Here is a 12,481-nt window from a genome sequence, read left to right as displayed (position 1 = left end):
CATTTAACGTAGTTGTAGTGAATCCTGTTCTAATTAAGACAGGTTAAATAAGGATTCGAACTAATGCGTCGTCTCTTCTCAATTCTTCTATCAGCTTTCCTTCTTTTAGGTTTAGCTCCAATCGTTAATGCAGCTGGTGAAGCTGTCAATGCCGACAGGGCAGCCACTGACTTCACAGCCTCAGCACTGACCACATGCTCTGAGAATACTCGATTTAACGAGCGTGCTAGCCAGGCCACTACTCCCAAAGACATAGCCAGATTCGAGAGATATAGCAAAGCTTCCTGCGGAGATGATGGGTTACCACATCTTGTAATAGCTGCGACTATCGAACCTTGGGGTGCTCTTGCAAATAGGCATCATGAAGGGGATATTTTAATTCCGGGCCATATTTTCATTTATGTTGCAGGCATTATTGGATGGTCTGGCAGAGAATACCTAAGAGCATCTAAAAAGACTAAAAACCCTGCTGAAAATGAGATAATCATTGATTTTGCCCTTGCAAGACAATGTTTAATCAAAGGAGCTGCATGGCCTGTAGAGGCTAATAAACAAGGTAGAAGTGGTGATCTTAGAGAGAAAGATGAAAACATTAGTTTAAATGGTCCTCGCTAATAAAAATATTTCATCACTTACTTAACCAACTATTCACTTACCACTACAAACTTAAGTAAATGTTTAAAATCTTCTCTACCAAATGGTTTAGATCTGCTCCAGTAGTAGCAACAATTTGGATTGTTATTACTGCAGGTATTCTTGTTGAATGGAATAGATTTGTACCAGATCTATTATTCCATCCTGGCCTATAACTAATAAAAAGTACTAGCTTTTAATTAGTTTTTTTATTTCTAATAAAGCAATATCTAGCTGATCATTAATTACTATCGCATCGAATTCATTCTTAGCTAATAATTCTTCTTTTGCTCTGTTCAGACGACTTTGAATGGCTAGCTCAGAATCAGTACCTCTTGTTCTAATACGTTTTTCAAGTTCTTCAAAGCTAGGAGGAGCTATAAATATTTGGAATCCTTCTGGGAAAGTCTTTCTAACCTGCCTAGCTCCATCTAACTCAATTTCTAGCAAAACTTTCTTACCAACTGAGATTTTCTCTTGAGCTTGGGCTCGAGGGGTTCCATAAAAATTGCCGGCAAATTCAGCCCATTCAAGAAACCCCTCCTTGTCTACAAGGTCTATAAACTCTTTTTTATTTAAAAAGAAATAGTCTTTACCATTAATTTCTCCTTCTCTAGGAGTACGAGTAGTGGCCGAAATTGACAGCCAAATCTCTGGATTTTCAAGAAGCAATTTCTTTACTAGAGTTCCTTTACCAACCCCACTGGGTCCAGTAATTACTATCAAACCATTGTAATTAGTCATAGCATTGATTGAATCCAGTGGATAAGCAAAAAGAATTTCTGCGCCAAATGATCTTTCTAATCATATGAATGATTTACCTCTTCAAATGATGGACATAACCAGTCTGCAGGCTGTGCTGGCAGATTTGCGAAAAGAAATAGTGCCAAGTCGCCTTGAAAAAGTTCAGCAATCTGACAATCACACCTTGCAAATCGGTTTTCGTACATTAAGAGATTTAATTTGGATCGAAATTTGTTGGCACGCAGATTCAGCTCGCATTGTTCAGATAGACCCCCCAGCTAAAATTTCTGGTGAAAGCACTTTATGCAAGCAAATAAAATTTGGGACTAAAGGAATGGCTTTAATCGAATTAAAGCAGAATGGATTCGAACGAATAGTTGAATTCGGTCTTGCATTTAGACCAAATGAAAATTTTGAAAAGTTCCTCGTTCTAGAAATCATGGGACGTCATAGCAATTTTTTGTTACTCAATGAATCTCGACAAGTAATAACTCTTGGTAAACAAGTGCGCAAAAATCAATCTCGTCTAAGGCCAATTGGTACAGGTGATAAGTATGTGCCTCCTCCTCCCTTAAATGGCCAGCCCCCTAAGAGAAGTGAATCGTTTGAGGAATGGAAAAGTAATTTATCGATGCTTCCAAAAACACTAAAAGAAGCTTTAAAGGATTGCTATCAAGGGATTAGTCCCTCCTTATCTCTTCAATTAGCAAGTGAAGAGAAAGAATCTGCCGAAGAATTTCTGAACCTTCAAGTTCAAGCATTATCACAAACTGATTGGAAGCGCCTTCATTACAGATGGTCTAAATGGCTAAAAGATTTAGAAAGAGAAAATTTCTGCATTAGCTTTAGTGGACCTAGTGCCTATAGAGTATGGAAACCAAATCTCTCAAATGATGATAATTACAAAAAGATAAGTCTATCCCTTGGCAATTATTACAAAAACAACTTAGAAGCCAAAAAATTAAACCATACTTACAAAAGACTTTCTGAAGACATCATCAGAATAAAGGCAAATGAGGAAAAATCTCTTAAAACCCAAGAAGAGTTATTTTCTAAAATCTCTGAAATTAAATCACTTCAGATTCAAGCAGAAAATATACTTTGTTTAAATAATCCAACCAAAAAACAAGTAGCCCAAGCTCAAAAGCTCTATAACAAAGTCAAAAAGCTTAAAAGATCAAAAGCAATTTTAATGGAAAGAATTTCCTATCACAAAGAAAGACTTAGTTTTGCTAATGAAATTGAGCTATTTCTAGAATATATTATGAATAATACTAAAGAAAATAAAGCCAGCAAAATAGAAGATATTTTAATTCTTAAAGAAGATATAGAAAACTATCTCTTATTAAAACAACAAAAAGGAACTAAGAAGATTAAACAAAAAAAAGATATTACTAATATACTTCAACTGCAAAGCCCTAGTGGATTAATAATACAAATAGGTCGCAATCATCATCAAAATGAATTAATCAGTATCAGGAAAGCTAATAAAGGTGATATATGGTTTCATGCTCAAGAGAGTCCTGGGAGCCATGTCGTTATAAAAGCATCCAATGGAAAAATAGATCAAGATGATTTAAAAGTAGGAGCTGATTTGGCTGCATTGTTTAGCAAAGCGAAACAAAACAAAAAAGTTTCTATTCTAATGGTTCCAACCAATAAACTTAAAAAACTTAAAGGCACTGCCCCTGGAATGGTAAGCCCAAGAGATAGCAAAGTTTTATGGGGCTACCCATCTAATGGTCAAAAGTATTTAGAGCAATCAACTAAAAATGCCTAGAATGACGTATCATCTGTAGCCAAGCAGAGTAATTTGAATGTTTGAATTTATTGTTGGATCGCATGAATTCCTAGGGAATCATACTTTTGCGGAGTTTCTAGTCGGCTACATTTTTGGGGCAGCATTAATCATTGGCGCACCAACCGTATTTCTCCTATTAGCATTTATAAGTGCCTTAATGAAAACCAATGGAAAGATGGGAGGCTATAAAGAATATGAGACTTATGGAGCATCAACTTTAAACGAATGTCCTCCTTTCATACTTCCTGATCCAACAAACCCTAAATCTAAATCTAGCAATAACCGGCAAAACACCTCCAAACGAGGGAGATTTGCCTAAAGGAATACTTAAAACCTTTTATAAATCTACGAACCAATATATTAAAGGTATTCAATAATTTAACCTTTTCAAATTTATATCTTAAAAATAATCTGCCTCTATTTTATTATTAATATCATTAGTATAAATAAAAAGAATTTACAACTTTCCTGAACAGCTCAAAAAAAAATGTCAAAAGAGCCTTCTCAGGACAAACAAATGCCATTCTTTGATCATCTTGAAGAATTGCGTCAAAGATTGCTGAAAAGTTTCTTTGCGATTGTACTTGGCGCTGTTTTATCGCTTCTTCTAGTAAAGCCATTAGTGAAGATATTAGAAGCACCTGCTGGCTCCATTCATTTTCTTCAACTTGCCCCAGGAGAATTTCTGTTTGTATCGATTAAAGTAGCCGGTTATGCAGGGTTAATAATTGCACTGCCATATATTGTTTTTCAAATACTCTCTTTTGTTTTACCTGGCCTTAATGAAAATGAAAAAAGGTTAATTGCCCCTGCAGTAGCCGGTTCAGGAATTTTATTTATATTTGGAATATTTTTTGCTTGGTGGGCTCTAGTTCCTGCTGCATTAAAATTCCTAATAAGTTATGGAGCAGATGTAGTTGAGCCTCTTTGGTCGATTGAAAAATATTTAGATTTTGTTTTGCTTCTAATGGTTGGAACAGGTTTATCTTTTCAAATTCCAATTTTACAATTCCTTTTAGGACTGTTTGGTCTTGTTCAATGGAAACAAATGCTGTCAGCATGGAGATGGGTACTTATGGGCTCGGCTATAGCAGGTGCAGTTATTACGCCTTCTACTGATCCAATTACAATGTTGCTACTAGCAACTTCAATATTGTTTTTATTCCTTTTAGGAATTCTACTTGTAGCAATTACAGATCAATTCAAAGAACAAATTCCTCCGACCGTTCATCCACCCTAAGAGGCAAACTAAGTGCTTTTCCAACTCTAGGCTTCCTTTTTACTTGTAATAACCAAGATCTAACCATGCAAGCTCTTCCTAAACGATTTATAACTTCAAGTATTTCAGCTAGCATTGCCCGATATTCACTTTCAGACAAAGGAAAAGATTGCTGCTCCAAGTATCCCCACATTATTTGTAAGTACATGCTTTTACCTTTGACTAAAAGTCTTAATTCATATCTAACCCCCCATTTATTACGAAGAAATCCGATCACCTCATCAACTTTTAATGGAGAAGATGCACTACCAGAAATGGAATTAGCCTCAAAATCAACTAAATCATATTTAGATCCCTATTTTTTCAAGCAGGAGAGTACCTTTACAGGTCATAATGGTAACAATTATGAGCTGTGTGAACATCTGGCATGACACAAATGAGTCCTAGTGATGTGCCCTCCATGGGCAGGCGTCAGTTCATGAACCTTCTTACTTTTGGCACTGCTACTGGAGTTGCATTAGGTGCTCTGTACCCTGTTGCCAATTTCTTCATGCCATTAAGAGCAGGGGGAGGTACTGGAGGAACAACTGCTAAAGATGAACTCGGCAATGCAGTAACAGCTACTGGATGGCTTTCCAATCATCCTGCTGGTGATAGAAGTCTTGTCCAGGGTCTAAAAGGAGATCCGACTTATTTAATTGTTGATGGTGATGCAGCTATCGGCAATTTTGGAATAAATGCAATCTGTACTCATCTAGGTTGTGTAGTTCCTTGGAATAGTGGAGCAAATAAATACATTTGCCCCTGTCATGGAAGCCAATACGATGCAAATGGGAAAGTTGTAAGGGGGCCTGCTCCACTTTCTTTAGCTTTAACTCATATAGATATAGATGATGACAACGTATTGGTTAGTCAATGGACTGAAACAGATTTCAGGACTGGAGATAAGCCATGGTGGGCATAAATTTTTCCAGAATGTCAATTCTTCCTTACTTCTTTCTCAATCATTAGAATCAAATCATGCGCCGCATACTTACTTTTTTCCTAGGCTCAATAATTATTGGGCTTTCTATAATAATTTCTCCATCTTCAAGCTTTGCTTATCCTTTTTGGGCCCAACAAAATTATGAAAATCCCAGAGAGGCTACAGGGAAATTAGTTTGTGCTAACTGTCACTTAGCAAAGATGACAACTCAAGTAGAAGTTCCTCAGTCAGTTGGTGCAGATAGTGTATTTAAAGCAGCTGTCAAAATACCTTACAAACCTGGTACTGAAGAAATCGGCGCAGATGGCAGCAAAGTACCTCTTCAAGTAGGTGCAGTAGTAATGCTTCCTGACGGCTTTAAACTTGCACCACAAGATCGTTGGACTGAAGATATAAAAGAAGAAACCAAAGGTGTTTATTTTACTCAATATAGTGAAGAAAAAGACAATATTATTCTTGTAGGCCCTTTACCTGGAGATCAAAATAAAGAAATAGTTTTCCCTATACTTTCTCCTGATCCTGCAAAAGATAAGAATATTCATTTCGGAAAATATTCAATTAATGTAGGAGGTAATCGTGGAAGAGGGCAGGTTTATCCCACAGGAGAAAAAAGCAATAATTCTATTTTCACTTCTACAGCAGCTGGGTTAATTTCAACCATTGAGCCTAATAAAGATGGTGGTACGAATATAACTATTCAGACTGAATCAGGGGAAGCAATTATAGAGGAGATACCTGTAGGTCCTAGCTTAGTTGTTAAAGAAGGTCAAACTATCGATATAGGAATACCTCTAACTTCAGATCCTAATGTTGGAGGTTTTGGACAATTGGATACAGAAATTGTTCTTCAAAGTCCTGCAAGAGTTATAGGCTTAATTGCATTCTTTGCAGGAGTTGCACTAACTCAAATATTACTAGTTTTAAAGAAAAAGCAAGTTGAAAAAGTTCAAGCTGCAGAGGGAATCTAAAAGAATAAAACTTCCTTTATAAATGGAAGGTATAATTGCTACCTTTAGATCTCCAGGTGCTGAGTTAATAGAACTTGGTACTTTAACTGTTCGATGGTATGGAATACTTATTGCAATATCAGTATTAATTGGCCTAAAGCTATCCACCCGTCTTGGGAGTTATAGAAATATCAATCCTGGAATAATTAATGACCTAATGCCAATACTAATATTAAGCTCGATTTTTGGCGCAAGGTTTTATTACGTTTCCTTTGAATGGAATAACTACAATGGAGTTAATTTTTGGAGCAAAGTACATCTTTTAGGATTACAAATTCCCATACCAAGTTTTCTTGAAATTTGGAATGGAGGTATTGCTATACATGGCGCATTAATTATGGGCACAATCTCTATAATTCTTTTCTGTCGAATAAAAAAACAAAGATTTTGGGATGTTCTAGATGTTCTTGTACCATCAGTTGCCTTGGGACAAGCAATAGGTAGATGGGGGAATTTCTTTAACAATGAAGCTTTTGGACTACCAACTAACCAACCTTGGAAACTATTCATCCCTTTCTCTTCAAGGCCAGAATCCTTTTCTGATCAAAGCTATTTTCACCCAACGTTTCTTTATGAATCACTCTGGAATATTTGCATTTTTTTAATACTAATTTTCTTATTTCGATTAAATATTAGAGGATTGATGAAACTACCTTCAGGTGCTTTGAGCTGCATATATTTAATTACCTATAGTCTTGGACGTATATGGATTGAAGGATTAAGAATTGATCCTCTTTGTTTAGGCGGTTCCCCACCTTTCTGTGAAGGAGGACTTCGAATCGCCCAATTAATAAGTTTTCTATTGATTTGCCTTGGCTCCTTTGGGCTTTGGTGGATTTATCAAAGCAAAAGAAAAATGCCAAATTTTGGTATCACTAGGAATAGAAAGAAATGAACAAAATTGCAATAGTTGGAGCAGGTCCAGGCTCTGCAGATTTATTAACTCTAAGAGCATTAAATAGATTACAAAATGCAGAGGTTTTGATATGGACAGATTCATTAATTTCTCCTGAAATTGCTGAGTTAACATCAAAAACTTGTGAGAAATTTGCTACCAGTTCATTAACTCTTGAAGAAATTCTTGCTCTACTTATAAGTAAAGCCCAGCAAGGCAAGAGAGTAGTTCGATTACATGATGGTGATCCTTGCTTATATGGAGCAATTTCAGAACAAATCTATGCTCTGGCAGAAGAAGGCATTGATGTTGAAATTATTCCAGGTATTAGCGCATATCAAGCAACTGCATCAGAATTAAAAAAAGAGCTGACAATTCCAGGAATAGTTCAAACTATTGTCCTTAGCAGATCGGGAGGGAGGACTGGTATCCCTGAAGCAGAAAAATTAGAAAACCTGGCCAAAATAGGTGCTTCTTTATGCTTATATCTAAGCGCAAGGCATGTAGAAGATGTCCAAAAAACATTATTGACTTATTACCCGAAAGACACCCCAGTAGCAATTGGCTATAGAGTCACATGGAAAGATCAATGGTTAAAAATAGTTCCTTTGAATCAAATGGCAGCAGCATCAAGAGACAAAGGACTTTTTAGGACTACCCTCTACATCATTAGCCCTGCATTAAAATCACATGACAAACGCTCAAAGCTTTATTCTGATGAACACAAGCATTTATTTAGAAAAAAATAAGTGATCCCTATCAAAAAAGAAAAGAACATAGATTTTTGTACTTATATTGTCTTTAATTGATTTGTTTTTAGCTGCATCAACAACGAAGTTTGGGATTAATTTTGTTTTAAAGGTGACTAAAAAAAGCTATTAAAGTACCAAAAAACAATAAATCAAGTCCTAAAGTATATCAATGAAATTATCTTTTATCGCTCAATATAAATTTCAATCAACTAAAACTTTTAAATCAAATCCAGTTAAACTTTTTACTATTGGGATGCAATTACTTAAGCTCCAAATCTCTAGAGCTAAATTTTGCTTTGTACCCTCTGGGACAAGGTAAAAGATAATTTCAGAAGAACTGCATGCAACTCTTAGAGAAGCAATTGCTGGTTCAGGGCGTCTATCTAATGCAGCTGACAATCTAAGAATTAAAGACATTTCAGAAACAATTCGTCGATGCTCTTTATTAAACAAAGATTGCCAAGCCTCATGTCTTTTTTTAGGCAGACTTTTCCTGTGATATCTAGCAATAGCAGCAACCATTAAATGCTCTGCCTGTGAATAACCTAATAATTCACCATGCCGAATTAAATACCAAGAATGTTTGTGAAAAGAGGCTAAATTGATATGTTGGCCGCATGAATGCAACAAAGCAGCAGCCCAAAGCAAATCTCTCCCATCCCCTTCATCGTGATGCAATGCTCCGTGTGTATTGTCATAAATATCCAATGCATTTGCTGCTACACGCTCGGCACGTTGTCTATTAACTGAAAACCTTTCTAGTTGATGAATTACGGTTCTTTCACGAATGCTTCCTTGAAAACTAAAGCGATCCTTTAATAGCCCTTTCCTAAACATCCAATCTACAACCAAGCCTTCTCGCAAGGCCCTTTCACTGAGAATAACCTCTTCTATATCAAGCATCTGCATTGCAACTTGCATTATCAATGCACCTGGAACAATAATCTCAGCTCGTCGATCACTTATTGAAGGGAGCTTTCTCCTTTGATCAGGAGTCATAATTAATAATTTTTCAATTAATTTGTCTAATTGTTCTTTAGTGAATTTGTAACCATGTTTTCTAAATTCAAAGTTTTGCTGTTCTGATGCGGCCAAAGTTCCTATTGCAAGTGCAGTCCCACTAGTGGCAACTAAAGCAGTTTTTTCTCCTTCATTAATACGAGAACAAACTTTATTAATAGCTGGTTCCAAAGATCCCTGTATAAAAGTTTTCAAGAACTCAAGTCGCTGAGATGATATTGGCTCCTCCTTTACGAAATCTCTTTGCAGGCTTACTGCACCAAGTCTTGTACTAGTTAAAGCTCTCGCATCTTGGCCATCAGCAAGCACTAATTCTGTTGATCCACCACCAATGTCAAGCAAGATATGAGGAGTTTCACCAAAAGGCATTCCTGAAAGAACGCCCAGATAAATGAGCCTAGCCTCTTCAGGTCCACTCACCAGCTCTACTTCTAGGCCAAGATTGGCATTAATTTGCTGCAAAAAACCTGCTCCATTTGGAGCCTCTCTAACTGCACTTGTTGCTGCTAAAAGAATCTCATCTACCTTATGACTGAAAGCAAGATCTTTAAACCGTTTCAAAGTTTCAATAGTTCTCTCTTTTGCAGATTCAGTCAGATCACCATTCTCTGGATCTCTATTACCTAATCTAGTAGAAGATTTCTCTGCAAGATCAATGCTAAAGGTATTCAAACTAGGGTCTACTGATGCAATAACCAAATGAATGGAATTTGTTCCTATATCAACAGCAGCTACTCGACGGATTTTTTCATTATTTCTAAACCTGGAATCTTTACTTTGATAAATTTCGGCATGACTAGTTGATATTGACTCCTCACCTGTAATTTCAACAGGGCTCTTTGACACAACAAGTCCCAAAGGATCAAAATTGAATCTAGCAGCAATTGATTCACCTTACTAAAACAATCTGCAAGTGAAATCTTTCCTATTAACCAAAAAACTCCTAAATATTTTTCATCTTCTTCGTTGGAATAAACCTACAGGAAGGCTGATTTTATTAATTCCTGCGGGGTGGTCATTATGGCTCACTCCTAATGCACCTCCTTCTAAAGAGTTGGTTACATTAATAATTGCAGGAGCGATATCTGTTAGCGGCGCAGGGTGTATTGCTAATGATCTTTGGGATAGAAAAATAGATTCAAAGGTCAAACGGACTAAAAACAGACCTTTAGCCAATGGCAGTCTCTCAATAGTAGAGGCATTTTCTCTGCTTATATTTCTACTGATTATAAGCTTGAAAGTCATTTTGTTGCTACCAACCCCTAGCCAAAACCTTTCTTTAAAACTGGCGGCAATGGCATTGGTTCCAATACTTATATATCCATCATCTAAAAGATGGTTTAGATATCCACAAGTTCTTCTTGCGTTCTGCTGGGGCTTTGCTGTTCTAATTCCTTGGGCAGCAAGTGAACATTCATTAAATGGTGGCTTTCCATTACTTACCTGTTGGTTGGCGACAATGGTATGGACTTTTGGTTTTGATACTGTTTACGCAATGGCCGACAAGGATGACGACAAAAAACTAGGTTTGCAAAGCAGTGCCTTATCTCTTGGTCAAAAAGCTTTAAAATCGGTTTTTATTTGCTATGCACTTACATCAACACTGATCGCGTTTAGCGCCTTAACCAAAGACATAGGAATAATATTCTGGCCTTTTTGGCTTATAGCAAGTATAGGGATGCAAAAAGAGGTTTTTTCTTTAAAAGAGCTTGAGGCTAATACAAACAAATTTGGCAAGCATTTTCGCAATCAAGTATTTTTAGGTGGCCTAATACTATTCGGATTGATACTTGGAAATTTTTAAGAATGGTTTTACTTGAGCCTTACACCATTACACCACGACTACAAAAAGGCGATGATGTGCTTAGTGTGTCGATCAGTTCAGTCATTAATAATGACACCTCTCTTCTTGAGGGATTGCAAGTCTTTAAAGAATGGGGCTTAATATGCAAAAATCAAGTTGTAAAAGGAAGACATTGGGGTTATTTTTCAGGCGAAGATACAGTTAGGCTCAAGGAATTACACCCAGAAGAAACGCCCAATTTAATTGCCTTTGCAAGAGGAGGGTGGGGGGCAGCACGTCTATTAGAACATAATCAACCATGGCAAAAAGGATGGCTCCTTGGCTTTTCAGATTTATCATCAATTCTTCTTGCGAGACTTTCCGCAGGATTTGATGGTTCAATTCATGGTCCCCTAGTCACTTCTATTGCTAAAGAGCCTGAATGGAGCAAAGAAAGGCTGAAATCTATTTTATTTAACAAGTCTGCACCTGACCTCTATGGTGAGCCATGGGTTGGAGGCATTGCCAAAGGTCCAATAGTTGCAACTAATCTAACCGTAGCCTCTCATCTACTTGGAAGTAGACATATTCCAGATTTAAGAGGTGTAATTTTGGTACTTGAAGACATTGGAGAGGCACCATACCGTATTGACAGAATGTTAACTCAATGGCGTCTAAATGGGATTCTCCAGAATCTTGCTGGACTAGCTTTTGGAAGCTTCATTGATTGCGTAGATCAAGACACAGACAATGCTTCACAAGCATTTACTCTGAACGAAATTCTTAAAGAACGCTCTATTGATCTAAATATTCCTGTGATAGCAAACTTGCCGATTGGTCATTGTTGCGGAAATGCTGCTCTGCCTCTTGGATGGGAAGCAACCCTTGATGGTTACTCAGGTCGTCTTAGTCTGCACCCCTGCTAGAAAGCAATGCGTCAGCAATAAGCAAATCAAATGGAGTAGTAACTTTAATGTTAGATGGAGAAGATTCCAAAATCTTCACAGGCCAACCTAGTTTTTCGAAAAGTGATGCATCATCAGTAACAGTCCAATTGTTAACAAGCGCCTTTTTGTGTCCTTGTCTTAATTGTTCAACATTGAAGCCCTGAGGTGTTTGAGCTGCCCACAATTCAGCTCTATTGAAGGTTTTGTTGATAAAGCCATCCAAAGAAACTTTTTTTATCGTGTCAATTACAGGAGTTGCTGCAATCACAGAAACCCCTTGCCTGAGCATCTCACTACACTTGTCAAACAATTCTGGTTCTACCAAACATCTCGCACCATCATGAATAAGAACATGTTTTGCATCAAGAGGCAAACCCTCTAAACCTAATTGCACAGACTCTTGGCGCGAATCACCTCCGTTAATCCATTTAGCTTGAAGAGCACATTCATCAAAAATAGAAACTATTGCTTCTTTATCAGAAGGCTGGCCAACAATTCCTATCCAACTTATAGAATTCGATCTCTTAACCGCATCCAAGGTCCATGCTAAAACTGATCTACCAGCAACTTTTAGCAATAACTTGTTGCAATTAGCTCCCATGCGTTTACCACTACCGGCAGCAGCAATTAATAAATGCAAAACTTTCTCCTTTTAAGAAAGGTCTTAACTCCTTTCAACTTAATCAACACTGATC

General features: G+C 37.0%; 15 protein-coding genes. 11 read left to right on the top strand and 4 right to left on the bottom strand.

Annotated features, from left to right (window positions below):
- The first annotated feature begins 63 nt into the window (after nt 1-63).
- Together PRO_RS02385 and psaJ are read left to right on the top strand one after the other, a co-directional pair.
- Nucleotides 64-615: a photosystem I reaction center subunit III gene (locus PRO_RS02385; protein ID WP_011124622.1), complete on the top strand. Its 552-nt coding sequence runs from the start codon at nt 64-66 to the stop codon at nt 613-615.
- 59 nt (nt 616-674) lie between these two features.
- Entirely contained in the window at nt 675-809 is a 135-nt protein-coding gene (psaJ, locus tag PRO_RS02380) for a photosystem I reaction center subunit IX (RefSeq protein ID WP_011124621.1), read from the top strand.
- A 13-nt stretch (nt 810-822) separates the two neighbouring features.
- Here the strand turns inward: psaJ and gmk are convergent, their stop codons facing one another.
- Nucleotides 823-1,377 carry a guanylate kinase gene (gmk, locus tag PRO_RS02375; RefSeq protein WP_011124620.1) on the bottom strand — a complete coding sequence of 185 codons (555 nt, stop codon included), beginning with the start codon at nt 1,375-1,377 and terminating at the stop codon, nt 823-825.
- A gap of 64 nt (nt 1,378-1,441) precedes the next feature.
- On the opposite strand from gmk, the gene PRO_RS02370 reads away from it, so the two are divergent.
- The 3 genes from PRO_RS02370 (at nt 1,442) to tatC (ending at nt 4,418) form a co-directional block, all read left to right on the top strand.
- The gene (locus tag PRO_RS02370; RefSeq protein ID WP_011124619.1) at nt 1,442-3,157 is read left to right on the top strand and encodes an NFACT RNA binding domain-containing protein; all 1,716 of its coding nucleotides are present in this window, start codon (nt 1,442-1,444) and stop codon (nt 3,155-3,157) included.
- Between the two features lie 37 nt (nt 3,158-3,194).
- On the top strand, nt 3,195-3,497 hold the full coding sequence (locus tag PRO_RS02365; protein ID WP_011124618.1) for a hypothetical protein: 303 nt from the start codon (nt 3,195-3,197) through the stop codon (nt 3,495-3,497).
- A 168-nt stretch (nt 3,498-3,665) separates the two neighbouring features.
- A complete protein-coding gene (tatC, locus tag PRO_RS02360) occupies nt 3,666-4,418 on the top strand; it encodes a twin-arginine translocase subunit TatC (protein ID WP_011124617.1) in 753 nt (250 codons plus the stop codon).
- Here tatC and PRO_RS02355 read toward each other — a convergent pair.
- Complete coding sequence (locus PRO_RS02355) at nt 4,381-4,674, bottom strand: DUF3067 family protein (protein ID WP_011124616.1); 294 nt, start codon at nt 4,672-4,674, stop codon at nt 4,381-4,383. The genes tatC and PRO_RS02355 overlap by 38 nt on opposite strands.
- A 150-nt stretch (nt 4,675-4,824) precedes the next feature.
- On the opposite strand from PRO_RS02355, the gene petC reads away from it, so the two are divergent.
- The 4 genes from petC to cobM are packed head-to-tail and all read left to right on the top strand — an operon-like array spanning nt 4,825 to nt 8,033.
- Nucleotides 4,825-5,361 carry a cytochrome b6-f complex iron-sulfur subunit gene (gene petC / locus PRO_RS02350; protein ID WP_011124615.1) on the top strand — a complete coding sequence of 179 codons (537 nt, stop codon included), beginning with the start codon at nt 4,825-4,827 and terminating at the stop codon, nt 5,359-5,361.
- 56 nt (nt 5,362-5,417) lie between these two features.
- The gene (petA, locus tag PRO_RS02345; protein ID WP_011124614.1) at nt 5,418-6,350 is read left to right on the top strand and encodes a cytochrome f; all 933 of its coding nucleotides are present in this window, start codon (nt 5,418-5,420) and stop codon (nt 6,348-6,350) included.
- A 22-nt stretch (nt 6,351-6,372) separates the two neighbouring features.
- A complete protein-coding gene (lgt, locus tag PRO_RS02340) occupies nt 6,373-7,284 on the top strand; it encodes a prolipoprotein diacylglyceryl transferase (RefSeq protein ID WP_011124613.1) in 912 nt (303 codons plus the stop codon).
- Entirely contained in the window at nt 7,281-8,033 is a 753-nt protein-coding gene (gene cobM, locus PRO_RS02335; RefSeq protein WP_011124612.1) for a precorrin-4 C(11)-methyltransferase, read from the top strand. Before lgt ends, cobM begins: the two co-directional genes overlap by 4 nt.
- A gap of 204 nt (nt 8,034-8,237) precedes the next feature.
- Here the strand turns inward: cobM and PRO_RS02330 are convergent, their stop codons facing one another.
- The gene (locus tag PRO_RS02330) at nt 8,238-9,863 is read right to left on the bottom strand and encodes a Ppx/GppA phosphatase family protein (protein WP_052039688.1); all 1,626 of its coding nucleotides are present in this window, start codon (nt 9,861-9,863) and stop codon (nt 8,238-8,240) included.
- Between the two features lie 106 nt (nt 9,864-9,969).
- Here PRO_RS02330 and PRO_RS02325 point away from each other — a divergent pair, with 106 nt between their 5' ends.
- Entirely contained in the window at nt 9,970-10,860 is an 891-nt protein-coding gene (locus PRO_RS02325; protein ID WP_011124610.1) for a 4-hydroxybenzoate polyprenyltransferase, read from the top strand.
- A 2-nt stretch (nt 10,861-10,862) separates the two neighbouring features.
- The gene (locus PRO_RS02320) at nt 10,863-11,765 is read left to right on the top strand and encodes a S66 peptidase family protein (RefSeq protein ID WP_011124609.1); all 903 of its coding nucleotides are present in this window, start codon (nt 10,863-10,865) and stop codon (nt 11,763-11,765) included.
- On the opposite strand, the gene ispD is transcribed toward PRO_RS02320, so the two are convergent.
- On the bottom strand, nt 11,746-12,426 hold the full coding sequence (ispD, locus tag PRO_RS02315; protein ID WP_011124608.1) for a 2-C-methyl-D-erythritol 4-phosphate cytidylyltransferase: 681 nt from the start codon (nt 12,424-12,426) through the stop codon (nt 11,746-11,748). The two genes, PRO_RS02320 and ispD, sit on opposite strands and share 20 nt — an antisense overlap.
- Nucleotides 12,427-12,481: the final 55 nt, after the last annotated feature.

Origin of the sequence: Prochlorococcus marinus subsp. marinus str. CCMP1375 (assembly GCF_000007925.1) — a bacterium.
Taxonomy (GTDB): Bacteria; Cyanobacteriota; Cyanobacteriia; order PCC-6307; family Cyanobiaceae; genus Prochlorococcus_E; species Prochlorococcus_E marinus.
The sequence above is the reverse complement of the archived record's forward strand: the minus strand, read 5'-3'. Positions and strand labels throughout refer to the sequence as shown.

Excerpts from the sequence above, each read along its gene's own strand:
- PRO_RS02385 (WP_011124622.1), top strand. The coding sequence starts at position 64 with ATGCGTCGTCTCTTCTCAATTCTTCTATCAGCTTTCCTTCTTTTAGGT.
- psaJ (WP_011124621.1), top strand. The coding sequence starts at position 675 with ATGTTTAAAATCTTCTCTACCAAATGGTTTAGATCTGCTCCAGTAGTA.
- gmk (WP_011124620.1), bottom strand. The coding sequence starts at position 1,377 with ATGACTAATTACAATGGTTTGATAGTAATTACTGGACCCAGTGGGGTT.
- PRO_RS02370 (WP_011124619.1), top strand. The coding sequence starts at position 1,442 with ATGAATGATTTACCTCTTCAAATGATGGACATAACCAGTCTGCAGGCT.
- PRO_RS02365 (WP_011124618.1), top strand. The coding sequence starts at position 3,195 with ATGTTTGAATTTATTGTTGGATCGCATGAATTCCTAGGGAATCATACT.
- tatC (WP_011124617.1), top strand. The coding sequence starts at position 3,666 with ATGTCAAAAGAGCCTTCTCAGGACAAACAAATGCCATTCTTTGATCAT.
- petC (WP_011124615.1), top strand. The coding sequence starts at position 4,825 with ATGACACAAATGAGTCCTAGTGATGTGCCCTCCATGGGCAGGCGTCAG.
- petA (WP_011124614.1), top strand. The coding sequence starts at position 5,418 with ATGCGCCGCATACTTACTTTTTTCCTAGGCTCAATAATTATTGGGCTT.
- lgt (WP_011124613.1), top strand. The coding sequence starts at position 6,373 with ATGGAAGGTATAATTGCTACCTTTAGATCTCCAGGTGCTGAGTTAATA.
- cobM (WP_011124612.1), top strand. The coding sequence starts at position 7,281 with ATGAACAAAATTGCAATAGTTGGAGCAGGTCCAGGCTCTGCAGATTTA.
- PRO_RS02320 (WP_011124609.1), top strand. The coding sequence starts at position 10,863 with ATGGTTTTACTTGAGCCTTACACCATTACACCACGACTACAAAAAGGC.